This window comes from Microbacterium sp. 13-71-7 (assembly GCF_002257455.1).
GTDB lineage: Bacteria > Actinomycetota > Actinomycetes > Actinomycetales > Microbacteriaceae > Microbacterium.
Window position 1 is genome coordinate 1 of record NZ_NCKN01000028.1, and the last position, 26,277, is coordinate 26,277.

Below are 26,277 nucleotides of genomic sequence, written 5' to 3' on the forward strand. Positions count from 1 at the left end.
TTTGTCACGAAGGCGCTGCCGTTCGGCGTTCTCGTGGAGTGCGCCGACGTTCCGGGCCTGGTGCGCGGCGCGCACGAGGCGCCTGGCACGCGGCTGAGCCTGCGCGTGGTCGAGGTCGACGAGGCGCGGCGCCGCTTCGCGGCCGAGCCCGCCTGAGCCGCCCAGCCAGGCGGCTTCCCCGTAGAAACGAAGAAGGCCCGGATCTCTCGATCCGGGCCTTCTTCTCACTGTGCGCGAGGGGGGACTTGAACCCCCACGCCCTTGCAGGCACTGGCACCTGAAGCCAGCGCGTCTACCTATTCCGCCACTCGCGCATGTCGGTCCTCACGAACCAACCTCCCGAGAATATCACGCCCCGGCGTGCACTCCGAACCGGCGTCGCGCCCGGCCGTGTCGAGCGCACGGCAACGCGTCGAGCGCACGGGCTGTCCACGCCAACGTCCCGTGCACTCGGCAGGATCCCGTGCACTCGACAGGATCCGGACCGCACGGGTCAGATCCGCGAGCAAGCACACCCACCCATCCCAAGTGCACGGGCACCCGTCGAGTGCACGGCAACGTGTCGAGTGCACGGGCTGTCCACGCCAACGTCCCGGGCGCTCGGCAGGATCCCGTGCGCTCGGCGTCAGAGGGCGCGCCTGGCACGCGCCCGCTCGGCGCCCTGGCCCGCGCTCCACGGGATACGGATCGCGCCGTCCGGGGGTTCATTCAGGGCGTGTGGCTACGATGGCCGTACCGATCGGTGAGCCATGGGAGCCCAGTGGGACTACTAGACAGCTTTGAGAAGGGTCTCGAGCGCGCAGTGAACAGCGCGTTCGCGAAGACCTTTCGCAGCGGTATCCAGCCCGTGGAGATCGCTTCGGCACTGCGTCGTGAGATGGACACGAAGGCGGCCGTCGTCAGCCGCGACCGCATCATCGTGCCCGCCACCTTCCTCGTGCACCTGAGCGGCGAGGACGCGACGGCCATGCACGGACTCGGATCCGCTCTCATCGACGAGCTGCACGTCCTGGTCAAGGAGCACGCCCGCGCGCAGGGCTACAGCTTCTCCGGCCCCGTGAACATCGCCCTCGAAGCCGACGACAAGCTCGCCACGGGCACCGTGCGCGTCGAATCCGCCTCCACGCGGAGCGGCGGGCGCGTCACCTGGCAGGCCGTCGTCACCACGGGCGGCGCCCGCTACCCGGTCACCAAGGCGCGCACGGTCATCGGTCGCGGCAGCGATGCCGACATCACCATCGGCGACGCCGGATCCAGCCGCAAGCACGCCGAGGTGCTGTGGGACGGCGACCACGCCATGCTCCGCGACCTCGGCTCCACCAACGGCACCAAGCTGAACGGGCAGCGCGTGCGCGAGGCCCAGCTGGAGAGCGGCATGGTCATCACGATCGGCCGCACGGATCTGACATTCGAGGTCGTCCCCGTCTCCGAGCCGGCCCGCGGCGGCCGCGGCGACGATGCCACGCGCGCGTTCGGGGTCAATCCGTGACCGATCCGAGCTCCCTCACCCTCCTCCTCCTGCGCATCGGCTTCCTCGTGCTGATGTGGTTCTTCGTGTTCGCGGTCGTCTACTCGCTCCGCGCGGATCTGTTCGGCGTGCGCGTGCGCAAGCTGCCCCAGGGCGAGGCCGCACCGAGCGCCCCCGCGGCGAAGCCCGCCCCGTCGCCCGCGAAGCCCGCGGCCGCACCGAGGAGCAGGCCCGGCGGACCCGCCACCACGTCCACCGTCAGCAAGCTCGTCATCACCTCGGGGCCCAAGGCCGGCCTCGAGGTGCCGCTGGGATCCGAGCCGATGTCGATCGGCCGCTCGAGCGAGTCGGGGCTGGTCATCCGCGACGACTACACGTCCAGCCATCACGCGCGCCTGCTGCTGTGGGGCGACCAGTGGATGCTCCAGGATCTCGACTCCACGAACGGCACGTTCCTGAGCGGCGAGCGCGTCGGCGCCCCCGTCGCCGTGGCGATCGGCGCACCCATCAAGGTGGGCGCCACGACGTTCGAGCTGCGGGCGTAACCGGCGGCCATGGTCTTCGAGGGCTCGAGCGCCGCGATCTCCCACACCGGGAAGGTCCGCTCCAACAACCAGGACTCCGGCTACGCCGGGGCGAACCTGTTCGTCGTCGCCGACGGCATGGGCGGCCACGCGGGCGGCGACGTCGCCAGCAGCCTCGCGATCCACCGGCTGCAGAACCTCGATCACGCCTACCCCTCGACCATGGACGCGGAGGCCTCGCTCCAGGCCGCCGCCACGACCGCCGCGGGCGACATGATCCGCGCCGTCAAGGACCGTCCGGAGCTCGCGGGTCTCGGCACCACGCTCGACGCGATCATCATGGTCGACGACTACGCCGTCATCGGCCACATCGGCGACTCCCGGATCTACCTCTACCGCGACGAGACGCTCACCCAGATCACCACCGACCACACGTTCGTGCAGCGCCTGGTCGACTCGGGCAGGATCACGCCGGAGGAGGCGCGCTACCACCCGCGCCGCTCCGTCCTCATGCGCGTGCTCAGCGACATGGACGCGGACCCCGAGCTCGACATGTTCGTCATGCCGACGCTGCCCGGCGACCGCTGGCTGCTGTGCTCCGACGGCCTCTCCGGCGTCGTCGACGAAGTGCACATGGAGAAGACGCTGCGGCTGGGCATGGCCCCTGGACGCACCGCGGACGGCCTGCTGAAGTACGCGCTCGACGGCGGCGCCCCCGACAACGTCACGATCGTGATCGTCGACGTCGGCGGCCAGCACCCCGTGCTCTCCGGATCCGCGACCGTCGTCGGCGCCGCGGCGAACCCGCAGGGCATCATCGTGCCGGCCGCGCGCCCTGCACGCCCGAGCTGGCTGCACCCGGTGCGCCAGGCGGCGAACGAGCCGACGCACTTCGAGCCCGCCGCGGACTACCTCGAGGAGCTCATCGAGGAGGACCACCGCCGGTCGGTGCGTCGCCGCGTCGGGTGGATCACCGGACTCATCGTGGTCATCGCGCTCATGGCGGCCGCGCTGTTCGGCGCCTACGCGTGGACCCAGACGCGCTACTTCGTGGGGGTCGATTCCCAGAACGACACGGTCGCCGTGTTCCAGGGGATCCAGCAGGACATCGGACCGATCTCGCTCTCCCACGTGTACGAGGACACCGGCATCAAGATGTCCGACCTGCCCAGCTTCAACCAGTCGCTCGTGCAGCAGACCATCACCGCACGCTCCCTCGACGACGCGACGGCCATCGTCGGGCGCCTCCGCGCCTCGGCCGGGACGGGGAAGACGCCATGACCGCCACCGCACCCGCCCCCCACTCCGGCGACGTCGCGGCCGACACCGCCGTGCTGCGCGCGCTGCGCAGGATCCGCGGCCCGCAGAGCCAGCGCAATCGCGAGTTCTGGCTCCTGCTGTTCGCGGTGGTCGTCGCGGGCAGCGCGCTCACCCTCGTGCAGCTGGGCGCCCTCGGCCGGATCGACCCGATGATCCTGCTCATCGGCGGCGGGCTCGCCGTGCTCGTGTTCGCCCTGCACATCGTTCTGCGCTTCGTCGCGAGCGATGCGGATCCGTTCGTCCTGCCCATCGCCACGCTCCTCACCGGCGTGGGCATCGCGGAGATCTACCGCATCGACGTCGCCAACCAGGCCACGGGCTGGAACGCCTCCTCCAACAAGCAGCTCATGTGGATGGCGATCTCGGTGGCCGGCGCGATCGCCCTCGTGATCTTCCTGCGCAACTACCGCGTGCTGTACAAGTACACGTACCTGTCCGGGCTGGCCGGCCTGGTGCTCCTCGTCCTGCCCTTCATCCCCGGCCTCAAGGCCGACGCGAACGCCGACGTCTGGATCTCGATCGGCGGGCTGGGCTTCCAGCCGGGCGAGCTCTCGAAGATCTTCCTGGCGATCTTCTTCGCGGGCTACCTCGTGCGCACGAGGGAGAGCCTGTCGTCCGTGGGCAAGCGGTTCGCCGGCATCACCTGGCCGCGCATGCGCGAGCTGGGACCGGTGATCGTGGTCTGGCTGATCTCGCTCGCCATCATCGTCGCGCAGCACGACCTCGGCACCGGTGTCCTCATCTTCGGCATGTTCATCGTGATGCTCTACGTCGCGACCGGGAAGACCAGCTGGGTGCTCATCGGCGTCGTGGGCGTGGTGATCGGCGTCGCGGTCGTGTCGCAGTTCCTGACCTACGTGCAGAACCGCTTCAACACGTGGATCAACGCCTTCAACCCCGACCTCATGGAGGACCAGAGCTACCAGCTCACGCAGGGCATCTTCGGCCTCGCGCACGGCGGGCTGCTCGGCACCGGCCTCGGCCAGGGGCGCCCGCAGATCACGCCGGTCGCCGAGAGCGACTTCATCATCACCAGCCTGGGCGAGGAGATCGGCCTGATCGGGCTGTTCGCCGTGCTCTGCCTGTACATGGTGTTCGTCAGCCGGGGTCTGCGGATCGGCGTCGCCGGTCAGGACGACTTCGGCAAGCTGCTCGCCGTGGGCGTCTCGTTCACGATCGGCCTGCAGGTCTTCATCATGGTCGGCGGCGTCACCCGGGTGATCCCGCTGACCGGCCTCACCACGCCGTTCCTGGCGGCGGGAGGATCCTCGCTCATCGCCAACTGGCTCATCGTCGGCCTGCTGCTGCGGATCTCCGACGGCGTGCGCCGCCAACCCAGGGTGGTGATCGGATGACGACCCTTCGTCTCGTGGAGACCCGCGCTGAGCGAGCGCCAGCGAGTCGAAGCGTCGCTCAGGGACCGATGAGCACGACACCCCAGGGGGTGCCGCATGACTAAAGAACTCAGACGGATCAGCATCCTCGTGCTGGTCATGTTCCTCGCGCTGTTCGGCTCGGTGAGCTGGATCCAGGTCGTGCAGGCGGACGCGCTCGCGCAGAACGACGCCAATCGGCGCACCCGACTGGACAGCTACGAGATCCAGCGCGGATCCATCCTCGCCGGCGACACGCCGATCGCCACCTCGACCCCCTCTGGCGACATGTACTCGTTCCAGCGGGTGTACACGGATCCGCAGATGTGGTCCTCGGTCACCGGCTACTACAACCCCGCCCTGGGCAGCGCGACCGGCATCGAGAAGGCCATGAACAGCGAGCTCAGCGGCACCGGGGGCTCGAACTTCCTCTCCTCGATCGAGCGCATCGTCTCGGGCCAGCCGCAGAAGGGCGCGAACGTCCGCCTCAGCCTCGACCCGGTGGCGCAGAAGGCCGCCTACGACGCGCTGCAGGGCCTGCAGGGCGCGGTCGTCGCGATCGAGCCGAAGACCGGGCGGATCCTCGCGATGGTCTCCACCCCGGGCTACGACACGAACAGTCTCGCCGTGCACGACTCGAAGGCCGCGAACGCCACCTATGACGGCCTCGTCGCCGATCCGAACAAGCCGCTGTCGAACCGCGCCATCGGCGGCAACATGAACCCTCCCGGTTCCACGTTCAAGCTCGTCGTGGCCGCCGCGGCGCTCGATTCCGGCAAATTCACCATGCAGTCGACGTTCCCGAACCCGGCCGCGTTCACGCTGCCGGGCACCAGCACCGCCGTGCACAACTCGTGGGGCGGCGCGTGCCCCGGCGGCGACGGGCAGACCGTGAGCCTCGCGGATGCGATCCGGTACAGCTGCAACATCCCGATGGCCGAGCTCGCGGTGCAGCTCGGGGACAAGGCGATCCGCTCCTCCGCGGAGAAGTTCGGCTTCGGCAAGGAGTTCTCGCTTCCGCTGGAGTCGTCCGCATCCACCTACCCGAAGAGCCTCTCGCCCGACAAGACCGGTCTCACGGGCTTCGGACAGGGCGACGTGAGGGCGACCCCGCTGCAGATGGCCATGGTCTCGGCCGGCATCGCGAACGGCGGTGTCGTGATGAACCCGCGCATGGTCGATCAGGTCCTCGGCGACGATCTGTCGGTGCTGAAGCAGATCGACAACAGCGAGTTCGGGCAGGCGATGAGCTCCGACCAGGCCTCGGCGATCACCGCCGCCATGCAGGCGTCGGTCTCAAGCGGCGCGGCGCAGGGTGCAAGAATAGACGGAGTCGACGTGGCCGGTAAGACGGGCACAGCGGAGAACGGTGATACGAACCCCTACACGCTGTGGTTCACCGGCTTCGCGCCCGCTTCGAACCCGGAGATCGCCGTTGCGGTCGTCGTCGAAGACGGCGGTGGGCAGGGACAATCCGGATCCGGTGATGCGATCGCATCACCGATTGCCAAGAAGGTCATGGAGGCGGTGCTGAAGAAATGAGGCCGACGCAGGGTGTGCATTTCGGCGGTCGCTACGAGCTGCAGTCTCGGATCGCCATCGGTGGCATGGGCGAGGTGTGGGAGGCGACCGATCACGTCATCGGACGGACCGTCGCCATCAAGATCCTCAAGGACGAGTACATGGGGGATCCTGGCTTCCTCGAGCGCTTCCGCGCCGAGGCCCGCCACGCCGCCCTCGTGAACCACGAGGGCATCGCGAGCGTCTTCGACTACGGCGAGGAGAACGGCTCCGCGTACCTCGTCATGGAGCTCGTCCCCGGCGAGGCCCTCTCCACGATCATCGAGCGCGAGGGATCCCTCAGCGCCGACAAGACGCTCGACATCGTCGCGCAGACCGCCTCCGCGCTGCAGGCCGCGCACGCCGCGGGCCTCGTGCACCGTGACATCAAGCCCGGCAACCTGCTGATCACCCCGGACGGCCGGGTCAAGATCACCGACTTCGGCATCGCCCGCATCGCCGACCAGGTGCCGCTGACGGCCACCGGTCAGGTCATGGGCACCGTGCAGTACCTCTCGCCCGAGCAGGCCTCCGGGCACGCCGCGTCCCCGGCCACCGACATCTACTCGCTCGGCATCGTCGCGTACGAGTGCCTGGCCGGGAAGCGTCCGTTCACGGGCGAGTCGCAGGTCGCGATCGCGATGGCGCAGATCAACGACACCCCGCCGCCGCTGCCCGCGACCGTGCCGCAGCCGGTGCAGAACCTGGTCATGGCCATGATCGCGAAGAAGCCGGCCGACCGGCCGAGCTCCGCGGCCACGGTCGCCCGCGCCGCGCAGGCGCTGCGCCGCGGCGACCTGAACTCGGCCGCGATCGCGGTCCCGGCCGTCATCGCCGGCGTCGTGGGCGCCGGTGCCGTCGCGGGTGCGGCCGGCAGCGACGCCATGACCCAGCTCCTGGGCGCGACCCAGGGCGCGACCACCATCATGCCGACGACCGCGCAGATCCCGACCGGGGCCGATGAGGCGCCGGAGAAGAAGAAGCGCAGTCCGTGGACCTGGCCGCTCATCGCGCTCATCGCGCTGCTGATCATCGTGCTCGGCGGCACGTTGTTGGCGCTGCTGACGAATCAGAAGGCGCCGGAGCCCGCTCCGTCGACCTCCTCGGTCTCGACGCCGTCCAAGACGCCGACCCCGACGCCCACGCCGGCGCCTACCGCCGACACGGTCGCGCTCGGCACTCTCGGCCTGATCGGGCAGTCGTGCGACGCCGCCGTGCAGACGCTCAAGGGCGCCGGCCTCGACGGCACCTGCTCCACGGGCGACCACGCCCCGGCGCAGGACAAGGTCGGCACGGTCTACAGCACCGATCCCAGCGGCGGCAACGTCAAGAAGGGCACCGTCGTCCAGCTGGCGGTGTACGGCGACCTCGTCCCGATCGGCGCCCCCGACTCCGCTCCGAAGCTCGCCGGGCCCGCCACCGCGGGCGGAACCGTGCAGCTGAGCTGGGCCGGCTTCGTGTGCCCGAGCGGCACCGGCAACGTGTCGGGCTACGTGGTGACCCTCACCAACGCGACGTTCGTCGGCGACGGATCCCAGAAGACCTTCGACGCCGGCACGCTCAACGCCGAGATCTCGATCGCCAACCAGCCGGGCGGCCAGGTCACCGCGACCTATCTGGCCCTGTGCGGGGACAGCAAGCGCGAGAGCGGACCGTCGCCGCAGATGTCGGATCCGATCCTGCCGGGCACCGGTCCGGTCTCACCGCCGCCAACGCCCTGAGCGGCCCGTAAGCAGTAAGAACAAGAGAACCAGGGGGGTCCTCTGTGGCGACGATCACGCGCGTCATGGCCGGTCGCTACCGCGTCGATGACCTCATCGGCCGCGGTGGCATGGCACATGTGCACCGGGGTTACGACCTGACCCTCGGACGCGAGGTCGCGATCAAGATCCTCGACCGCGAACTCGCCCGCGACACGGCGTTCCGCACGCGGTTCCGGATGGAGGCGCAGGCGGCGTCGCGCATGTCGCACCCGTCGATCGTGCGCGTGTTCGACGCCGGGGAGGACAGCACGGCGGAGGCCGGCGGCACGCCCGCCGAGCCGGTGCCCTTCATCGTCATGGAGCTCGTCCCCGGCGACCTGCTGAAGGACATCATCGCGCGCGGTCCGGTGCCGACCGCCGACGCCGTGCGCTACGCGGACGGGATCCTCGAGGCTCTCGAGTACTCCCACCGTGCCGGCGTCGTGCACCGCGACATCAAGCCCGGCAACGTCAAGGTGACCCCGAACGGCACGGTCAAGGTGATGGACTTCGGGATCGCCCGTGCCGTCTCCGACTCCTCCTCCACGGTCGCCGAGACCACCCAGATCATCGGCACGGCCGCGTACTTCTCGCCGGAGCAGGCCAAGGGCGAGCAGGTCGACGCCCGCACCGACCTGTACTCCGCGGGCATCGTGCTGTACGAGATGCTCACCGGACGCCAGCCGTTCCGCGGGGATTCCCCGGTCGCCGTCGCCTACCAGCACGTCAGCGAGACGCCCCTGCCGCCGAGCGAGGTGCACGACGAGGAGCACTCCGCCGCCGAGCTCGAGCGCATCCGCGCCCTGGATCCGGTCGTGCTGCGCGCGATGGCGAAGGATCCGTTCCAGCGCTTCCCCGATGCGGTCTCGTTCCGCACCGCGCTCGACGACGCCGTGGCCGGCGGCGTGCCCACCAAGAAGCAGCTCTCCTCGCTCACCAGCGAGCTCTACGGCCCGAGCCCGCGGCACGCGCAGGAGACCGCGCGCACGCTGCGCCAGCTCTCCACCGACACGACCATGACGCGGACGCAGTCGGGGCCCCCTGTCGCATGGATCTGGGCCGGCGTCGCGCTGCTCGTCGTGCTGATGGCGTCCGTGCTGATCTGGGTGCTCGCGATCAAGCCCACCGCCGACATCCCGACCGCCACGCGCGCCGTGCCGAGTCTCACCGGGCAGACCTACGAATCCGCGGTCGCGCTGCTGGCGAAGAACGACCTGCGCGCGATCCGCATCGATCAGACGGATGCGACCGTGGACAAGGGCAAGGTCGTCAGCACGGAGCCCGCGGCCGGCACGCACATGGACAAGGGCCAGTCGGTGACGGTGTACGTCTCCTCCGGCGCCGCCGATGTCGCGGTCCCCCAGCTGGTCGGACTCAGTGCCACCGCCGCGAAGGACGCGCTGGCCAAGATCGGGCTGCAGCTCGGATCCGTGACGCAGAAGAACGATCCCCGCACGCAGCACGACATCGTGCTGTCCTCGAGCGTGCAGGCCGACACGAAGGTGCCCCCGGGGACCGTCATCGACCTCGTCGTCGCCAGCGGCGTCGTGACGCTCAACGACCTCACCGGCTGGACGCTCGACTCGGCGACCCAGACCCTGCAGCAGCAGGGCCTGACCGCGAACCCTGTCGAGAACCCGCAGTGCAAGGCCACCGACCCGAAGACCGTCTCTTCGATGTCGGCGCCCCCGGGAGACGTGCCCGTGCTGTCCACGATCGACCTGACCTACTGCACCGGCAAGTAGCGGCCGGACTCGGCGTCGGGTGCCCGGCCTCTCGAAGAGGCAGGGCGCCCGACCTCGATCAGGTCGCGGTCGGCGAGGGTTCGATGCTGACGTCACCCGGCGAGATGAACGGGCTCACCCACGGGAAGACCCAGAACATCAGGCCGTAGAGCACTGCCGCGAGCAGCACGAGCACGATGATCAGCCGCACCCACCACGGGCCGGGGAGGATCCGCCACAGAGCGCCGTACATCAGCTCACCGCCTTCAGCGAGGCCGGGGCGCCCAGGGCCCGCGGCTGGAAGCTCTCGAACACCCCGTAGGCCACGATGCGCTCGGCGAGCGAGTACAGCGGCGAGCACGCGGTGAGGGTGATGTACCGCCCCCCGGCGGGGACGCCCGTCTCCTGCGGCACGGGGTTCAGCACGTCGACGCTGTCGGGCGTGACGTACTCCAGGGTGCGGAACCGATAGGTGTACCACCCCTGCTCCGTCTCGATCACGATCGCGTCGTTCAGGTGCAGCCGGTCTAGCTGGTTGAAGGGCTTGCCCCAGGTGGTGCGGTGGGCGGCCATCGTGAAGTTGCCGGGCTGGCCGGGCATCCCGGACGTCGGGTAGACGCCGATCCAGCCGTGGTCGAGGGTGTCGGGCCTGGTCACCCCGCCGGCGATCTGCACGTTGTAGTCCGATCCCCATCGCGGCACGTGCATCTGCGCGCCCCACGGGACGCCGTTCGCGGGCGGGGTCATCACGGGCGGCTCGTACCGGGGATGGGCGCCGTCGACGCCGTTCCCGTCGTCGATCACCGGCGGCAGCGCCGGCGCGGGCTCCTTCGCCCATGCGGCGGAGATCTGCTGCCCCTTGTCGTTCGCGGAGGCGCTCATGATGATGTCGCCGATCCACATCTGCCACGCGGCGTACAGCAGCACCACGACGCCCGCGGTCAGCAGGAGCTCGCCGAGCACGCTCACGACCGTGGCGCGGCGGCGCGGGCGTCGGCCCCGGCGGGCGCGGCGCGCAGAGGCTCGCGGAGCGTCGGTCATCCCGCGATCCTACCGAGCGCACCTTGCCGTCGGACGACAGCCTGATGCCGACGCGGCCTGTTGGGTAGACTGTGCGCATGGCACGATCCCGTAAGCCCGAAGAAGCCGTCGTCGAGAAGGTGGACGGCGAGGCCGCGCCCAACGCCGTGTGGTTCAAGCCGGTCATGGTCGGCTTCATGCTGCTGGGCCTCGCCTGGATCCTGGTCTTCTACATCACCGGCATGCAGTACCCGATCCCCGGCCTGCAGTCCTGGAACCTGCTGATCGGTCTCGGCATCGCCCTGATCGGCTTCCTGATGACCACGCGCTGGCGCTGACGCCGCCTTCCCGCTCTCCGAAACGCCCCCGCCCGCGCGGGGGCGTTTCTGCATTCCGGATCCGGTATCCCGCAGGGTTGTCCACGGATCCGAGGGGTTATCCACATTCTGGGGATGGATATACACATCCCCTCCCCGAAGTTATCCACAGATCTATCCCCATGTGGGGAGAATTACACGCCTGTCATTCACATGCTGAGGAGGACGCAGAACGGCCCCCGCCCGAAGGCGAGGGCCGTTCCGATCGGGCGGTCAGTGACCGGCGGTGATGAGCAGGGGCGGAACCACCGCGACCACGACGAGGAGCACCAGCACGAGCGCCGAGACGAGGCCGATCCACCAGAACTTCGTGGTGCCGCGGCCGCTCGTGCGGACGTAGATGAGCGCGATCAGCGCGCCGACGACGGCACCGCCGACGTGCGCCTGCCACGCGATCCCCGGCACGATGAACCCGTACGCGAAGTTGATCGCAAGCACGACCAGCGCCCCGACGATGTTGCCACCGAGGTGGCGGCCGATCACGATAAGAGCGACGAACAGGCCGAAGATCGCCCCGGACGCCCCGATTGTAGGCTGTGCCGGATCGATCAGAGCCATCGCGACGGACCCGCCGAGACCGCTCACGAGATACAGCGTGAGGAACCTCGCACGCCCCAGCAGCGGCTCGAGCTGCTGCCCGACCATCCACAGCGCCAGCATGTTGAGGCCGAGGTGGATGAAGCCGCCGTGCACGAGCAGCGCGGTCAGCAGACGCCAGGGTTCGAACGGCAGACCGGACAGCGAGGGGTAGAGGTACGCGCCGGCGAAGAGCAGCACGTTCTTGATCACGACCCCGACTCCCGGGAGCTCGGCCAAGACACTCACCGCCGAGGTGATCGCGAGGATCCAGTACGTCACGATCGGACGTCCGCCGACGGCGGTCATCGACCGCGCGCCCCAGCGCCGGTTGGCCCGGCGCTGGGCGGGGGTCTGATTGCGGCGCTGCTCCTGCATGCACTCGGGGCAGATCACCCCGACCGGGGCCTGGGTCTGGCACTCCGGGCAGATCGTGCGCATGCACCGCTGGCACAGCACGAAGCTCTGCCGGCCGGGATGCCGGTAGCAGAAGTTGTCGGGATTCGCGTGGAACTCCGAAGTCGTCATCCGTGCGCTCCGGAGTCCGTGTGCGGGGTCAGTTCGCGACGATGTCGACGGACTGCAGCACGACGTCCTCGACCGGGCGGTCGCCCGCTCCGGTGCGCACGGCCGCGATCTCGTCCACGACGGCCTTGGACGCGTCGTCCGCGACCTCGCCGAAGATCGTGTGCTTGCCCTGCAGCCACGGGGTCGGGTCGGTCGTGATGAAGAACTGCGAGCCGTTGGTGCCCTCGGCCTGGCCGGTGATGGCGTTGCGGCGCAGACCGGCGTTGGCCATCGCGAGGATGTAGGGCTCGTTGAAGTTCAGTTCGCCGTGGATCTCGTCGTTGAACGTGTAGCCGGGGCCGCCGACGCCCTGTCCGAGCGGGTCGCCGCCCTGGATCATGAAGTTCGGGATGATCCGGTGGAAGATGACGTCCTTGTACAGCGCGCCCTCGCCCGGCTTACCGGTGGCGGGGTGCGTCCAGGATCCGGTGCCGTCGGAGAGTTCGACGAAGTTCTTCACGGTGCGGGGAGCGTGGTCACCGAAGAGGTTGACGACGATGTCTCCGTGGTTGGTGTGCAGCGTGGCGACGTGAGTGGCGTGAGGCATGGGTCCATTCTCGCATCGGATCCCCGGCAGTCTCTGATTCCGCCGGGAAGTTCTGCGACGCACACCCGCCACTCAGGAGCTTGTCTGGCAAGATGGTGAGTCCGAACCCCGTTTCGATTGGGAGGGCATCGTGAGCCTGAGCCGCAAGCGTCAGAAGGAACTCCGTCAGCTGCAGAGCGAGGCCGCCAAGCTGTGGGCCGCCCAGCAGGTCGTCGTCGGCGAGGCCGCCGACATCGCCCGTGAGGCGGGTCGCCAGCTCGACAACTTCCGCCGCGAGCAGGTCGTGCCCACGGTGCAGGACGTGTACGAGCACCGCGTGGTCCCCGTCGTGGACAAGGGCGTCAAGTTCTCCCGCGACGTCGTCGACCACAAGGTGGTCCCGGCGATCGGCGGCGTGGTCGGCTCCGCGCTCACCGCGTGGGACATCGCCAACGCCAAGCGCACCGGAACCGCGCACACCCCGCGCGCCGTGCTCTCCGCGCCGGCCGAGCGCAAGAGCGGCCTCGGCATCGGCGCGGTGATCGCGATCGTCCTCGGCGCCGCGGCTGCCGTGGGCGTCCTGATCGCCGCCTGGCAGGCGTTGCGCGCCGACGACGAGCTCTGGGTCGCCGACGACCCGCTGAACGCCTCCGAGGCGTGAGCGCCTCCGTTTCATCGGTCCCCGAGCCCGCCGACCTCCCCGGCGACGGGCCGGATCCGCACGCCCGCGTGCGCGAGGCCGCGGCCGAACGCGGACTCGACATCGAGATCAGGAAGCGCCCGGCGGCCAACAGCCTGCACGAGGCCGCGGCCCTGCTCGGACTGGATCCCTCCGGCATCGTGAAGACCCTCGTGGTCAAGCGGAGCGACGACACGTTCCTGTTCGCGCTGATCCCCGGCGGTCGCAAGATCTCCTGGCCCAAGCTGCGCGCCCTGGTGGGGGTCAACCGGCTGAAGCTCCCGGATCCCGCCGTCGCGCTGGCAGCGACCGGCTACGAGCGCGGCACGATCGTTCCGATCGGCAGCACCACCGCCTGGCCGGTGTTCGCGGATGAGACGATCCGCGGCCGGCGGATCGCGATGGGCGCCGGCGCGCACGGATACAGCCTGTTCGTCGACGGCGACGCCCTCATCTCCGCCTACGACGCGACCGTCTCCGACATCTCCGAGCCGGAGTAGCCCGCACTCCCGTTCGCAGGGCGCCCGCGGGGAGTAGCATCCGGGCATGACGGATGCGCTGGAGGCATGGTCGGAGTTCCACGTCGCGATGCTGGGCGCGACGGCGGCCCTCGCCGGACTCGTCATCGTCGCCGCGAGCGTCAACATCGGCAAGATCGTGGCCGCCAAGGCGCTGACCGCCCGGCTCGCTGCGGCCCTCGCCGGACTCGTGCTCGCGATCCTCGCCTCCGGCCTCGCCCTCATCCCGCACATCGGCGGCGGATGGTTCGGCGCGCTCGTCCTGATCATCACCGCTGCCGCGGCGGGGTTCCAGGTGCACGCGGCGCTCTCTCTGCGACACGACCCCGGGCACGGCAATCCGGTGCTCCGCGCGTCGTTGGGGTTCCTCCCCGTCGCGGCGTACACCGCCGCCGGCGCGCTCCTGCTCGCAGGGCAGCCGGCCGGCCTGGTGCTCGCCGCGACCGGCTCGCTGCTCGCGCTCGTCGTGGCGATCGTGATCTCGTGGATCGCCCTGGTCGAGGTGCTGCGCTGACGTCAGCCGGTGAGGCCCGCCATGCCGAGGGCGATGTCGATGAGCCGCACGCGCTGCAGGCCGGCGACCTCGTCGAGCGCGTACCAGGCGGCCATGTCGGTGGATCCGTTCTTCTCGAACCGCAGGCGCCCGCCGGTGATCCGCGCGCGGTACACGATGCGCAGAGTGTGCAGCGGCTCGGCCGCGCCGGGAGTGACCCGGCGGCGGGCGGGGATCACCCTGGAGTGGATCCCGAGCAGCTCGTCGACGACCACCTTGTAACCGGTCTCTTCGCGCACCTCGCGCCGGACCGCGGCCTCCGGGTCCTCACCCGGCTCCAGCCCGCCGCCCGGCATCGTCCACGACACCCGGCGGCCCTCGGTCCACCGCGCGAGAAGCACCCGCCCGTCATCGTCGAGGATGACCGCGTACGCCGCGACGCGCATGTCCATGGTTCACACCCTAGGACGTCACGACAGGTAGGACGCCGTCCGCTCCCACGCCGTCCACCCAGGTGCACCTCTCGCACCACTGCCTCGACGAGCTCCTCCGCCGGCACCGCGAGCGGATCCCGCTCCGGCATCGTTGGCGGGTCCGGCCCTCGCGCGAGGGCTCCTGCGGATCGATCAGTTCTGAAGAAGCGCCGGTCCGCGCGCGTTCGTAGGCTGACGATGTCCCCGGATCCGCGGGGCGTCGACAGGAGGATGCCATGACCGAGAACACCGCCCCCGTACTGACCGAGTTCGAGCGCGCCGCCGTCAAGGAGGCCGCGAAGGAGAGCCGCACCCGCGTCGCGCGGAAGAAGATCTCCGCCGAGGAGGCCCGTGCCGCCGGGGAGGCCGATGTGCGGGCCAAGATCGCCGAGATGGACGCGGAGGACGGCACGCTCGCCGAGGCGCTGCACCGCCTGGTCACCGAGAACGCTCCGCACCTCGTGCCCCGCACGTACTACGGCATGCCGGCCTGGGCCAACGCCGCCGGCAAGGTCGTCTGCTTCTTCAAGCCCAAGGCCAAGTTCAAGGTGCGCTACGCCACGTTCGAGTTCGAGTGGCCCGCCCAGCTCGACGAGGGCGCCGTGTGGCCGGTCTCCTATGCCGTGACCGCGCTCTCCGCCGCCGACCTCGTCTTCCTCGGCGAGCGCATCCGCAAGGCTGCGCCGGCGGAGTGAGCCGCGTGCCCGATCAGGTCGCGATTTCTGCGCGGCCGCGGGCCGATCCGCCGCAGAGACTGCGACCTGACCACGCGCGGACGAGATCCGGATCCGTCATTCCCCGCGCAGGTGCGCCGCGGTGAGCTCGGCCATCTCCTCGTCGCTGAGCTCGTCCATGCTGCGCGATTCGCGCCGGTCGGAGCGGATCCATCGCATCATCAGGATCACCAGGATCGGCACGTCCACGATCTCGGCGATGAACCACAGGAAGTCGCCGGAGAGCTGCTGATCGCGCAGCGGGTTCGGGAACCACACCGGCAGCGCCCCGGGCCAGGGGCCCGCATGGTCGAAGACGACGGTGCCCAATCGCAGCAGCACGCCGGGAATCGCGTCGAGCACGAGCTCTACGAACGCGAACATGAACTCGGCCACGATGAACAGGCTCGTGCGCGCGACCGTGTGCGCCGCCATCGGCAGGATCATCAGCAGGCCCAGCAGCGGCACGATCGCGGATGCCACGCCTTCGGTGACCGGGTTGACGCGCAGCACCGCCGACAGCGGCGTGAAGAACACCGAGAACACGAGGCAGGTGAACACCGGCGCCATGATCGCGTTGCCGAAGAACTTCGCGAGCCAGGAGCGCAGGAAGCCGTTCACGCGTGCACGGGGCCGGGTCGAGAGCACCGCGCGGGCCAGCGACACCGGGCGCCCGAGGGTGACCAGCACGGGGACGACGAACATGAGCAGGGCGATCCGCGTCGAGAAGGCCCAGCGCAGTGCCGGGCTCCACGTGCCGAGGAAGCCGAACGACACGACGGCATAGGAGCCGAGGCCGAGCAGCAGGAACATCAGCGTGAGAGACAGCGGCCAGCGGTGGCCCCTCCGGCGCAGCACCACCACCCCGCCCAGGTAGAGGCCGGCCGCGACGAGCAGCACCACGAGCGCGGTGGGATCCAGGCTCCAGGTGCTGAGGAAGACGGGGATGGGAGGCGTGGCGGGTTCCGATCTGCAGTACGGCCGCCGCGAGGCTACGCCCGGCTGCTATGCGGACGGTGAAGGCGCCCCTCGATCGCTCCCTCCGCGGGCGCTTAACGCCCGATGAACTCTCGCCGTCGAGTACACGACGCCGGCTGTCCCCGCGGCCGGGACGCGGGATGCTGACGACCATGAGCGCCGAAGTGATGATCCTCATCCTGGTGGTCGTGACCGCACTCGGTTTCGACTTCACCAACGGATTCCACGACACCGGGAACGCGATGGCCACCTCGATCGCGACCGGCGCGCTGAAGCCGAAGGTCGCCGTGGCGCTCTCCGCGATCCTGAACCTGGTCGGCGCCTTCCTCTCGGTCGAGGTCGCCGCGACCATCACGAAGGACGTGCTCACCATCCAGGGCCCGAGCGGCGACCTCGTGCCGGGGCTGAGCCCCGAGTCGGCCATGATCATCATCTTCGCCGGACTCGTCGGCGGCATCCTGTGGAACCTCCTCACCTGGCTGCTGGGCCTGCCGTCCAGCTCCTCGCACGCCCTGTTCGGCGGCCTCATCGGTGCGGGCATCGCCGGAGCGGCGACCGTCAACTGGGCCGGCATCGTCGGGAAGATCATCGTGCCCGCCGTGCTCTCCCCGCTCATCGCGGGCATCGTGGCGGCGGTCGGCACCTGGCTCGTCTACCGCCTCACCCGGACCGTGCACGCGAAGCACCGCGAGGCCGGCTTCCGCTGGGGTCAGATCGGCACCGCGTCGCTCGTCTCGCTCGCGCACGGCACCGGCGACGCGCAGAAGACCATGGGCGTGATCGCCCTCGCCCTCATCGCGCACGGCACGCTCACCGGCGACCAGATCCTGAACGAAGGCCTGCCGATCTGGATCATCGTGACCTGCGGAGCCGCCATCGCGCTCGGCACGTACCTCGGCGGCTGGCGCATCATCCGCACCCTCGGCAAGGGCCTGGTCGAGATCGAGTCGCCGCAGGGCCTCGCCGCGGAGGCGTCCTCCGCCGCGATCATCCTCACGTCCAGCTCGATGGGCATGGCGCTGTCCACCACGCACGTCGCCACGGGGTCGATCCTCGGATCCGGCGTCGGGCGCCCCGGCGCGCAGGTGCGCTGGGGCATCGCGGGCCGGATGGTCACGGCCTGGCTCATCACGATGCCGGCGGCCGGCGTCGTGGGCGCGCTCTGCTTCTTCCTCGCCCACGGCATCGGCGGGCTCGCCGGCGCGATCACGGTGTTCGTGCTGCTGCTCGCGGCCGCGACCCTCCTGTACCTGCGCAGTCGCCGGCAGAAGGTCGACCACAACAACGTCAACGCCGAGTGGGACGGCTCCGTCGTGCCCGAGGGCGCGGCGGCCTGAACCGAAGGACGGATGAGATGAACTTCGACATCGCGCAGATGGCCCTCTCCGCGGGCCGCGTGCTGCTGGTCGGCCTGCTGTTCGGCGCGGGGCTGCCCGCCCTGTTCGCGATCGGCATGCGGCTGCAGTCCGCCGGCACGGGGGAGCTCGACGGCGAGGCTCCCGGAACGCGTCGTCCTCTGCTGACCGCGGCGGGCTGGATCCTGTTCGCCCTCGTGATCGCCGCGGTGCTCACCGGGGTGCTGTTCATCACGCGGCTGAGCATCTACCACTACTTCGGGATCTCGCTGTTCGGAGCGGGCAAGTGAACGGCAACGTCCTCACCCGCGTGCTCGACTGGCTGCGTGCCGGCTATCCGGAGGGCGTGCCGCCCAAGGACTACTCGCCGCTGCTGGCGCTGCTGCAGCGGACGCTCACCGCCGAGGAGCTCGCCGAGGTGGTCGCGGCGCTGGCCCGGCAGGAGACGGATCCGGTGCGGGTCTCGCAGATCCGCGCGGCGATCGCCGAGGTGACCTCGGCGAATCCCGGCGGCGACGAGGTGCGCCGCGTGGCGGTCCTGCTCGCCGCCCGCGGAGTGCCGCTGAGCACCAAGGCGCAGCGGATCATCGACGACCGGACGATCCTCGCCGAGGCGGCGGATGCGGGTCCTGCCGCCGCCCCGCCATCGGACGCGAACCCGATCGCGCAGGCCCTGCGCTGGCTGGGTGCGGGGTACCCGGACGGGATCCCGGCCCAGGACCGCGTGCCGATCCTCGCGCTGCTGCGCCGTCGCCTCACCGACGACGAGGTGCAGGAGGTCTGCGAGGCCGTGGCCGCGCAGAGCGGGGCGGATCCCGAGATCTCTCTCGTCGACGCGCAGGTCCTCATGATGAAGGTGCTCGGCGAACTCCCCGGCGACGACGACGTCGAGCGCGTCCGCACCCGCCTCGAGCAGTCCGGCATCACCCTGACCTGACCCCCCTCTCCCATTTCCGCGAGACTCCAACTGGGCGACGAGAATGCGCCTCAGAACCGCAGTCTCGTCGCCCAGTTGGAGTCTCGCGGTCAGGCGAATTGTCTGGGCGGGAGGGGCGGGGGATCGGATGCGGCGGACGATTGCGCGGGAGATCCTGGCGCATGCGGCGGTTCATCTCGATCTCGGAATATGTCCCGGCACGGGCCTGGCGGAGCGCGCTCGGCGCGACGTAGCGTGGAGGGGTGAGCACGCCTTTCCCCGCCTCCGTGTACGCCGCCCGCCTCGAACGCGCCCGCGCCCTGACCGCTGACGCGGGTCTCGACGCGATCGTCGTGGGGCCGGGTCCCGACCTGACCTATCTCGCGGGCGTCGAGGGGGACACGATCGAGCGGCTGACCGCCCTCGTGATCCCCGCGACCGGGGATCCGACCGTCGTCGTCCCGCGCATGGAGCTCGCGAAAGTGCGCGACACGGCCGTCGGCACGCTCGGACTCACCGTGGCGGACTGGGTGGACGGGCAGGATCCCTACGCGCTCGTCACCGCCGCGATGCCCGAGGCCCCCGCGCGGCTCGGCGTCTCCGACGCGCTCCCGGCCCTGCACGTGATCCCGCTCGCCGACCGCCTCGGACTGCGCCCCGAGCTCGCCACGCCCGTGCTGCGCGAGGGCCGGATGATCAAGGACGACGCCGAGATCGCGGAGCTGCGCCGCGCCGGTGCGGCGATCGACGCGGTGCACCGACGCGTCCCCGGCCTGCTGCGCGCCGGCCGCACCGAGCGCGAGGTCGGGGCGGACATCTCCGCCGCGATCGTGGAGGAGGGGCATCGCACGGTCGAGTTCGTGATCGTCGCGTCCGGCCCGAATGGCGCGGATCCGCACCACGAGGTCTCCGACCGGGTGATCCAGGACGGCGACATCGTGGTCGTGGACATCGGCGGCGCCGTGCCGACCGGGTACAACTCCGACAGCACGCGCACCTATTCGGTCGGGGAGCCGGATCCGGAGGTCGCGCGCCGGATCGCCGTGCTCGTGCGCGCCCAGCAGGCGGCCGTCGACGCGGTGCGCCCCGGTGCGACCGCGGAACAGATCGACGCCGCCGCCCGCGACGTGCTGGCCGCGGAAGGTCTCGCCGAGGCGTTCCTGCACCGCACCGGACACGGCATCGGCGTCACGACCCACGAGGAGCCGTACATCGCACCCGGCAACGCGCTGACGCTGCGAGAGGGCATGGCGTTCAGCATCGAACCGGGGATCTACTTCCCCGGCGCGTGGGGATCCCGCATCGAGGACATCGTCGTGGTCACGGCCGACGGCTGCGTCAACCTCAACACCACCCCGCATGAGCTGACGCCCGCGGGGCGGTGACCTCGGCGCCCTTCTTCTCGTCGCTGCGCCTCTCGCGCAGGGACCGGATATGGGGGCGCCATGGGTTTCCCGGTGCGGGCGCAGGGGGCAGGCCCGCACCGGGAAGTCTGGGGGTGCGGTCAGCGCACGCGGTCGAGCGCCTCGGGGATCTCGACGCGCCAGGACGACGGCGCTTCCGAGGCCGGGGCGGCGGGCAGCACGCCCTCGCCGTCCGGGTGGGGGATCGCGTCGAGCAGCGCCGCCGTGTACGGGTGCACCGGGTTGGCCCACACCACGGGGGTCGCGCCCGATTCGACGATCCGCCCGCGGTACATCACGGCGACGCGGTCGGCCATGAGCCGCACCACGGAGAGATCGTGCGAGATGAACAGCATCGCCGCGCCCGAGGCGACGCAGAGCTCACGCATCATGCCCGCGACCGAGGCCTGGGCGGAGGCGTCCAGTGCCGAGATCGGCTCATCGGCGACGATGAGATCCGGCTTCGCAGCGAGCGCTCTGGCGATCGCGACGCGCTGCCGCTGGCCACCGGAGAGCTGGTACGGGTACCGGTTCTCGAGGGCGGGAGAGAGGCCGACCGCCTTCAGCCAGTGCGACGGGGCCTCGGTGTCGACGCCCCGCGCGCGGGCGGCCCGGGATCCCTCCGCGATCTGCTGCGCCACGCGGATCCGCGGGTTCAGCGAGGAGTTCGGATCCTGGAACACCATCTGGATCGCGGTGAGCTCCGCCGGCCGCGTGCGCATGCCGAGCGGCTGCACGGGCCTGTCCCGGTAGAGCACCTCGCCGGCGCGCGGCTTCTCCATGCCGATCACGGCGCGCGCCGTCGACGACTTCCCGCAGCCGCTCTCGCCGACGAGCGCGAGCACCTCCCCGGCGGCGATGTCGAAGGAGACGCCGTCCACGGCGCGGAACGCGGCGCGTCCGCCGTACTCGACGACGAGCGAGTCGACGTGCAGGACCGGCTTCTGATCGCTCATCGGGTCTCCTCGGGATCATCGGCGTCCGTCGTCCCGCCCGCGGACGGATCGGCGGACGGGTCGGCAGCGGATCCGGCGTCCGCGGGGGCATCCACGAGGGAGTCCTGCGCATCGGGCATCGCGTCCAGCAGCTCGCGCGTGTAGGGATGCTGCGGGTTCTGGAAGACCTGCTGGCGGGATCCGGCCTCGACGATCCGGCCTCCCCGCATCACGGCGACCTCGTCGGCGACCGCGCTCATCACGCCGAGGTCGTGCGTGACCAGCAGCACCGCGAGGTCGCGCTCGATGGCGAGGTCGCGCAGGAGGTGCAGGATGCCCGCCTGCACCGTCACGTCGAGCGCGGTGGTGGGCTCGTCGGCGAGCAGGACCTCGGGTTCGCAGGCCAGGGCGATCGCGATCGCGATGCGCTGCCGCTGACCGCCGGAGAACTGGTGCGGATACTTCTGCAGCGCTTCCTCGGGATTCGGCACGCGCACCAGCGCGAGCAGCTCCGACGCCCGCTTCCTGGCGTCGGCGCGGGACAGTCTGAGATGCGTGCGGATGCCGTCGGCGAGCTGGGATCCGACCGTGATCTGCGGATGCAGGCTCGCGGAGGGATCCTGGAAGACCATGCCGATGCGCTTGCCGCGCACGGCCCGGTAGGCCCGGCCCGTCATGCCGACGAGCTGCACGTCCGTCCTGCCCTCGCCGCCGAGGACGATGGATCCCGACGCCGTGCCGCCCGCGGGCAGCAGCCCGAGGATCGCCATGGCGGTCATGCTCTTGCCGGATCCGGATTCGCCGGCGAGGCCCTGGATCCGTCCTGGGACGAGGTCGAGCGAGATGCCCTTCACGACCTCCGTGCGGTTGCGCCGGCTCTGGCCGAGCTCGACGCGCAGATCGCGGATCGCGAGTGCGGCGGTCACTGTGCCACCTCCCCGGTCGATGCGGCCGCGGAGACCGCGGTGGGCGACTCCGCCTCGCGCTCGCGGGCGGCGAGCGGGTCGAGGGCGTCGCGCAGCGAGTCGCCGATGAAGTTGAAGGCCATCACGATGCTGAGGATCGCGATACCGGGGAACAGACCCAGCCACCAGGCCGAGGGGTTGTTCATGGCTGCGGCGATCATCGTGCCCCACTCCGGCGTCGGCGGCTGCGCGCCGAGCCCGAGGAACGACAGCCCGGACAGGAGCAGGATCGCGGTGCCGATGTCGAGCGAGGCGAGCACCAGCACAGGGCCGGCGATGTTCGGCAGCACGTCCCGCAGGAGGGAGCGCAGCGGGGACGAACCCAGCAGGCGGCCCGCGATCACGTAGTTCTGCGTGCGGAGGCCGAGCACGAGCGACCGCGTGATGCGGGCGTAGGGCGGCCAGGCCACGATGATGCCGGCGATCACGGCGTTCATGATCGAAGGGCCGAGGGAGGCGGCGATGACCATGGCGAGGATCACGGTCGGGAACGCCATCACCATGTCCGTGATGCGCATGAGCACCTCGTCGAACCAGCCGCCGAGATAGCCCGCGACCGCACCGACGACGGTGCCGACGATCATCGCGCAGACGACCAGCATGAGCGCGAGTGGGATCGTCGCCTGGGCTCCCAGGAGCAGGCGCGAGAACATGTCCCGGCCGTTGACGTCGGTGCCCATGATGGCCTCGGCGCTGGGCGCCGCGAGGCGCGGCAGGTCCTGTGCGAGCGGGTCGTGCGGGGCGATCCACGGCGCGAGGATCGCGATCACGATCCACATCAGGGCGATCACGCTGCCGACGATGGCCAGCGGGGTACGCCAAGCGCGCGGCAGCCAGGGGCGACGGCGCTTCGGGGCGACCTTCTCGGGGATGACGAGGTTCACGACAGCCTCACTCGCGGATCCAGGACGCCGTAGAGCACGTCGACGACGAGATTGATGACGAGGTAGATCACGCCGACCACGAGACCGACGCCGGTCACGGCGAGCAGGTCGAGGTTCTTCGACGCGTTGTAGGCGTAGGTGCCGAGGCCCGGCCAGGCGAACACCGCCTCGACGAGCACGGTGCCGGAGAGCAGGCTGCCGAACGCGATGCCGACGAGGGTGAGGATCGGCAGCGCCGCTCCTCGCAGCACGTAGCCGACGACGACCCGACGGCCGCTCAGGCCCTTCGCCCTGGCGGCCCTCGCGTAGTCCATGTCGAGCACCTCGAGCACCGAGGTGCGCACGAACCGGGTGAGGGTGGCGATCGTGAACAGGCTCAGCACGAGCACCGGCAGGGCCAGGTGGCCGATCGCGTCCAGGAATCCGACCGAGTCGCCGTTGAGCAGGTAGTCGATCGTGTAGAAGCCGGTGATGCGCGGCGGCGGGGTGATCGTGGGGGAGATCCGGCCGGATCCGCTCACCCAGTGCAGGTTCATGAAGAACAGCTGGTAGCAGAGGATCGCCATCCAGAAGGTGGGGATGCTGAGGCCGATCAGGGTGACCACGCGCACGACCTGGTCGGTGGCCTTGCCGCGACGGTAGGCGGCGAGGGTTCCGAGCACGATCGCGACGGCGAGGCTGATGATGATCGCGTAGAAGGCGATCTCCGCGGTCGCGGGCACGGCCTTGGCGAGGTCGGCGGAGACCGGCTGTCCCGACTTCAGCGAGGTGCCGAGGTCACCGCGCAGGAGGTTGCCGACGTAGAGGAAGAACCGGATCCACACCGGCTGATCCAGTCCGTACTTCTGCCGGAACGCTTCGACCGTGGCGGGGTTCGACGCCGCGCCCTCGCCGAGGGCGGCGCGCACCGGGTCGCCGGGCACGATGACGGTGAGGGAGAACGTGACCAGCACGATCCCGAACAGCAGGATCACGCTCGTCACGGCCCGCCGGGCGAGGAAGCGCAGCAGCGTGTGCTGCGCCTTCCGCGACGTGCGGGTGGCGATGGCTTTCGTCTCGGACACAGGGGGCTTCCGGGTCTACGGGGCGGAGAGGGCGTGGTGCTGGGGGGGCCGGAACCTCGCGGCTCCGGCCCCCGCAGGGCTCACTTCGCGGGGTGCAGCGTCCGCAGGTCGAGGGTCCAGGTCACGTTGTACTCGAGACCGGTCACCTTCGTCGAGCTGGCGAGGTTGATGCCGGGGACGATGAGCGGGACGAACGGGCCCGACTCCTGCATCGCCTTCGCGTAGTCGCTGAACGCCGTGTTGCGCGCGTCCACACTGGTCGCGTTCTGCGCCTTGGTCACCAGGTCGGCGATCGAGGAGTCGGCCTCGGCGGCCCAGCCGGCGCGCAGGCCGACCTTCTGGCCGGGGCCGAACGGCAGGAACGAGGAGGTGTCGGCGTAGTCGGGGCCCCAGTACCAGAGCGAGAACGCCTCCTGGGCCTTGACGTACGGCTGCACCTCGGTGGCGAACGGGGCAGGGGCCAGGCTCGCGTTGATGCCCGCGGCCTTGAGCTGCTCCTGGACGCGCTCGGCGACCGGGGTGAACTCCACGCCGCCGACGGGGTTGTCGTTCGGGAACTGCAGCTTGATCTCCTGGCCCGTGTAGCCGGACGCGGCGAGGGCGGCCTTGGCCTTCTCGAGATCCTGCTTCACACCGGACTTGTTCGCGCCGGGGAACATCGGCGGGATGACGCCCGTGGCCTGCACGGATCCGGATCCGGCCAGCTCCAGCAGCTTGTCGTAGTCGAGCGCGTAGCGCACCGCCTCCGCGAACTTCGGGTTCGCGGTCGCGCCGCCGACGTTCTTGTCCTGGTTGATGAGGAGGAACAGGGTCTCGGCGGAGGGCGCCGAGTTCACCGTGAAGCCGTCGCCGAGGTTCTTCACCTGGTCCCCGGAGAGATCGACCGCCACGTTCGAGTCGCCGCCCTTGAGGTTGGTCAGCTGCGTCGAGGACTGCGAGATGTTGCGCACGACGATCTTGTCGTAGGCGGGCTTGTCGTCGCCGTCGTACTTGTCGTTCTTCACGAGCACGACCTGCGAGGTGAGGTCGAGCGACTGCAGCTTGTACGGACCGGAGCCCGCCGAGTTCGCGTCGAGCCAGGTCTTCGCGCCGTCCTTGTCATCGGTCGTGCCGCCGTTCTTCTGCACGAGCTTCGAGTTGAGGATCGCGAGCGACGGGTTGGTGACGATCGCGGGCAGCTGCAGCGACGGGGTCTTCGTCGACAGCTTCACCGTCTTGTCGTCGACCTTCGCGACCGTGATCCCCGTCATCAGGAAGTTGGCCTTGGAGTCGGTGATCCCGGCGACGCGGTCCAGCGAGAACACGACGTCGTCCGCGGTGACCGGGCTGCCGTCGGAGAACTTCCGGCCGTCCTGGATCGTGAAGGTGAACTCGGTCGCATCCGCGTTCTGCTTCATGGTCGCGAGATCGGGCTTCGGCGTGGTGGAGTCGGCGCCCTGGAAGGTCAGCAGGGTGTCGTACACCGCTTGCAGCACCATGTTGCCGGTCGGCACGTAGTTGCGGCCCGGGTCACCGGTCTCGAGCGAGAAGGCGGTGTCGACCACGAGCGTGCCGCCCGAGGAGGAGCTGTTGCTGGAATTGTTCGCGGAATTGCCGCCGGAACAGCCGGCGAGCACGATGGCGGCGGCGGCGACGAGTGCTGCGGCGACGTGACGGTAGGGACGGGCCACGGCTTCCTCCTCTTCGAAGATGGACAGGTCAGACGACCAGATCGGGTTTTCCGGCACTATATCCGACTGAACGGCTCGAATTCGATCATTCGATTGTCACGCTTCCGTCACTACGGCAATATGTCCAGTATGAGCGACGATCAGCCTTCCGTCTCTGGACGATCCGCGCCCGTGATCGACGAAATCGCTTACGACATCCTCCGAGCGATGCGCCGCAACGGCCGGATCTCCATCGCCGCCCTCGCGCAGGAGGTCGGGATCTCCCGTGCCAGCGCCTACTCCCGGGTGGAGTCCCTGACCCGCGCCGGGATCATCACCGGCTACACCGCGGAGGTGGACACGACGCGCCTCGGCCTCGGGGTGAGCGCGCTCGTGTTCTGCACGATCCAGCCCCAGTCGTGGAGCTCGTTCCTCCAGGCGATCGGCGATATGCCCGATGTGGAATCGGCGATGG

At 70.0% G+C, this 26,277-nt stretch carries 28 protein-coding genes and 1 tRNA gene; 17 read left to right on the top strand and 12 right to left on the bottom strand.

Annotated elements, in window-relative coordinates; genetic code table 11:
* Positions 1-230: 230 nt before the first annotated feature.
* Positions 231-314: transfer RNA gene (locus B7X32_RS04520), tRNA-Leu, on the bottom strand.
* Between the two features lie 446 nt (positions 315-760).
* Here B7X32_RS04520 and B7X32_RS04525 point away from each other — a divergent pair.
* The 7 genes from B7X32_RS04525 (at position 761) to pknB (ending at position 9,732) form a co-directional block, all read left to right on the top strand.
* The gene (locus tag B7X32_RS04525; protein WP_292716687.1) at positions 761-1,489 is read left to right on the top strand and encodes a DUF3662 and FHA domain-containing protein; all 729 of its coding nucleotides are present in this window, start codon (positions 761-763) and stop codon (positions 1,487-1,489) included.
* Between the two features lie 53 nt (positions 1,490-1,542).
* On the top strand, positions 1,543-2,013 hold the full coding sequence (locus tag B7X32_RS04530; RefSeq protein ID WP_292716758.1) for an FHA domain-containing protein: 471 nt from the start codon (positions 1,543-1,545) through the stop codon (positions 2,011-2,013).
* A 9-nt stretch (positions 2,014-2,022) separates the two neighbouring features.
* Positions 2,023-3,273, top strand: a complete 1,251-nt coding sequence (locus tag B7X32_RS04535) for a protein phosphatase 2C domain-containing protein (RefSeq protein ID WP_292716690.1) — start codon at positions 2,023-2,025, stop codon at positions 3,271-3,273.
* Entirely contained in the window at positions 3,270-4,667 is a 1,398-nt protein-coding gene (locus B7X32_RS04540; protein ID WP_292716692.1) for an FtsW/RodA/SpoVE family cell cycle protein, read from the top strand. Before B7X32_RS04535 ends, B7X32_RS04540 begins: the two co-directional genes overlap by 4 nt.
* A 96-nt stretch (positions 4,668-4,763) precedes the next feature.
* Positions 4,764-6,227, top strand: a complete 1,464-nt coding sequence (locus tag B7X32_RS04545; protein WP_292716695.1) for a penicillin-binding transpeptidase domain-containing protein — start codon at positions 4,764-4,766, stop codon at positions 6,225-6,227.
* Complete coding sequence (locus B7X32_RS04550) at positions 6,224-7,966, top strand: serine/threonine protein kinase (RefSeq protein WP_292716698.1); 1,743 nt, start codon at positions 6,224-6,226, stop codon at positions 7,964-7,966. Before B7X32_RS04545 ends, B7X32_RS04550 begins: the two co-directional genes overlap by 4 nt.
* Positions 7,967-8,031: 65 nt before the next feature.
* Positions 8,032-9,732, top strand: a complete 1,701-nt coding sequence (pknB, locus tag B7X32_RS04555; RefSeq protein ID WP_292716762.1) for a Stk1 family PASTA domain-containing Ser/Thr kinase — start codon at positions 8,032-8,034, stop codon at positions 9,730-9,732.
* A gap of 58 nt (positions 9,733-9,790) precedes the next feature.
* On the opposite strand, the gene B7X32_RS04560 is transcribed toward pknB, so the two are convergent.
* Together B7X32_RS04560 and B7X32_RS04565 are read right to left on the bottom strand one after the other, a co-directional pair.
* Complete coding sequence (locus B7X32_RS04560; RefSeq protein ID WP_292716700.1) at positions 9,791-9,964, bottom strand: hypothetical protein; 174 nt, start codon at positions 9,962-9,964, stop codon at positions 9,791-9,793.
* On the bottom strand, positions 9,964-10,752 hold the full coding sequence (locus B7X32_RS04565) for a class E sortase (protein WP_292716702.1): 789 nt from the start codon (positions 10,750-10,752) through the stop codon (positions 9,964-9,966). Before B7X32_RS04565 ends, B7X32_RS04560 begins: the two co-directional genes overlap by 1 nt.
* 77 nt (positions 10,753-10,829) lie before the next feature.
* Here B7X32_RS04565 and B7X32_RS04570 point away from each other — a divergent pair, with 77 nt between their 5' ends.
* Complete coding sequence (locus tag B7X32_RS04570; RefSeq protein WP_292716706.1) at positions 10,830-11,069, top strand: cell division protein CrgA; 240 nt, start codon at positions 10,830-10,832, stop codon at positions 11,067-11,069.
* Positions 11,070-11,321: 252 nt separating this feature from the next.
* On the opposite strand, the gene B7X32_RS04575 is transcribed toward B7X32_RS04570, so the two are convergent.
* Positions 11,322-12,212, bottom strand: coding sequence for a rhomboid family intramembrane serine protease (locus B7X32_RS04575; RefSeq protein ID WP_292716709.1), 891 nt, complete (start codon positions 12,210-12,212; stop codon positions 11,322-11,324).
* A gap of 28 nt (positions 12,213-12,240) precedes the next feature.
* Positions 12,241-12,798 (bottom strand): peptidylprolyl isomerase, encoded by a 558-nt coding sequence (locus B7X32_RS04580; RefSeq protein WP_285814177.1) that lies wholly within the window; start codon positions 12,796-12,798, stop codon positions 12,241-12,243.
* 130 nt (positions 12,799-12,928) lie between these two features.
* Between B7X32_RS04580 and B7X32_RS04585 the strand changes: the two genes are divergently transcribed.
* The 3 genes from B7X32_RS04585 to B7X32_RS04595 all read left to right on the top strand — a co-directional run bounded on the left by B7X32_RS04585 (position 12,929) and on the right by B7X32_RS04595 (position 14,488).
* Positions 12,929-13,438 (top strand): DNA helicase, encoded by a 510-nt coding sequence (locus B7X32_RS04585; protein WP_292716718.1) that lies wholly within the window; start codon positions 12,929-12,931, stop codon positions 13,436-13,438.
* A gap of 68 nt (positions 13,439-13,506) precedes the next feature.
* Entirely contained in the window at positions 13,507-13,956 is a 450-nt protein-coding gene (locus B7X32_RS04590; protein ID WP_292716766.1) for a YbaK/EbsC family protein, read from the top strand.
* 46 nt (positions 13,957-14,002) lie between these two features.
* Entirely contained in the window at positions 14,003-14,488 is a 486-nt protein-coding gene (locus tag B7X32_RS04595; protein WP_292716721.1) for a hypothetical protein, read from the top strand.
* A 2-nt stretch (positions 14,489-14,490) separates the two neighbouring features.
* On the opposite strand, the gene B7X32_RS04600 is transcribed toward B7X32_RS04595, so the two are convergent.
* Complete coding sequence (locus tag B7X32_RS04600) at positions 14,491-14,919, bottom strand: NUDIX domain-containing protein (RefSeq protein WP_292716723.1); 429 nt, start codon at positions 14,917-14,919, stop codon at positions 14,491-14,493.
* A gap of 257 nt (positions 14,920-15,176) precedes the next feature.
* On the opposite strand from B7X32_RS04600, the gene B7X32_RS04605 reads away from it, so the two are divergent.
* Positions 15,177-15,635, top strand: coding sequence for a hypothetical protein (locus tag B7X32_RS04605; protein ID WP_292716725.1), 459 nt, complete (start codon positions 15,177-15,179; stop codon positions 15,633-15,635).
* Positions 15,636-15,731: 96 nt separating this feature from the next.
* Here B7X32_RS04605 and B7X32_RS04610 read toward each other — a convergent pair whose 3' ends face one another.
* A complete protein-coding gene (locus B7X32_RS04610) occupies positions 15,732-16,556 on the bottom strand; it encodes a cytochrome c oxidase assembly protein (protein WP_292716728.1) in 825 nt (274 codons plus the stop codon).
* 227 nt (positions 16,557-16,783) lie between these two features.
* On the opposite strand from B7X32_RS04610, the gene B7X32_RS04615 reads away from it, so the two are divergent.
* The 4 genes from B7X32_RS04615 to B7X32_RS04630 all read left to right on the top strand — a co-directional run bounded on the left by B7X32_RS04615 (position 16,784) and on the right by B7X32_RS04630 (position 20,287).
* Positions 16,784-17,968: an inorganic phosphate transporter gene (locus tag B7X32_RS04615; RefSeq protein WP_292716730.1), complete on the top strand. Its 1,185-nt coding sequence runs from the start codon at positions 16,784-16,786 to the stop codon at positions 17,966-17,968.
* A 17-nt stretch (positions 17,969-17,985) separates the two neighbouring features.
* The gene (locus B7X32_RS04620; RefSeq protein ID WP_292716733.1) at positions 17,986-18,276 is read left to right on the top strand and encodes a hypothetical protein; all 291 of its coding nucleotides are present in this window, start codon (positions 17,986-17,988) and stop codon (positions 18,274-18,276) included.
* Entirely contained in the window at positions 18,273-18,923 is a 651-nt protein-coding gene (locus B7X32_RS04625) for a DUF3349 domain-containing protein (RefSeq protein ID WP_292716736.1), read from the top strand. The genes B7X32_RS04620 and B7X32_RS04625 overlap by 4 nt, the downstream gene beginning before the upstream one ends.
* 242 nt (positions 18,924-19,165) lie before the next feature.
* Positions 19,166-20,287, top strand: coding sequence for a Xaa-Pro peptidase family protein (locus tag B7X32_RS04630; RefSeq protein WP_292716739.1), 1,122 nt, complete (start codon positions 19,166-19,168; stop codon positions 20,285-20,287).
* Positions 20,288-20,406: 119 nt separating this feature from the next.
* On the opposite strand, the gene B7X32_RS04635 is transcribed toward B7X32_RS04630, so the two are convergent.
* The 5 genes from B7X32_RS04635 to B7X32_RS04655 all read right to left on the bottom strand — a co-directional run bounded on the left by B7X32_RS04635 (position 20,407) and on the right by B7X32_RS04655 (position 25,823).
* Complete coding sequence (locus B7X32_RS04635; protein WP_292716741.1) at positions 20,407-21,261, bottom strand: ABC transporter ATP-binding protein; 855 nt, start codon at positions 21,259-21,261, stop codon at positions 20,407-20,409.
* Positions 21,258-22,166, bottom strand: a complete 909-nt coding sequence (locus B7X32_RS04640; RefSeq protein ID WP_292716744.1) for an ABC transporter ATP-binding protein — start codon at positions 22,164-22,166, stop codon at positions 21,258-21,260. The genes B7X32_RS04635 and B7X32_RS04640 overlap by 4 nt, the downstream gene beginning before the upstream one ends.
* Positions 22,163-23,089 carry an ABC transporter permease gene (locus tag B7X32_RS04645; RefSeq protein WP_292716747.1) on the bottom strand — a complete coding sequence of 309 codons (927 nt, stop codon included), beginning with the start codon at positions 23,087-23,089 and terminating at the stop codon, positions 22,163-22,165. Before B7X32_RS04645 ends, B7X32_RS04640 begins: the two co-directional genes overlap by 4 nt.
* Positions 23,086-24,153, bottom strand: a complete 1,068-nt coding sequence (locus B7X32_RS04650) for an ABC transporter permease (RefSeq protein WP_292716750.1) — start codon at positions 24,151-24,153, stop codon at positions 23,086-23,088. The genes B7X32_RS04645 and B7X32_RS04650 overlap by 4 nt, the downstream gene beginning before the upstream one ends.
* Before the next feature lie 80 nt (positions 24,154-24,233).
* Entirely contained in the window at positions 24,234-25,823 is a 1,590-nt protein-coding gene (locus B7X32_RS04655) for an ABC transporter substrate-binding protein (protein WP_292716753.1), read from the bottom strand.
* A gap of 171 nt (positions 25,824-25,994) precedes the next feature.
* On the opposite strand from B7X32_RS04655, the gene B7X32_RS04660 reads away from it, so the two are divergent.
* A partial coding sequence (locus tag B7X32_RS04660) for a winged helix-turn-helix transcriptional regulator (protein ID WP_292716755.1) occupies positions 25,995-26,277 on the top strand: 283 nt, incomplete at its 3' end.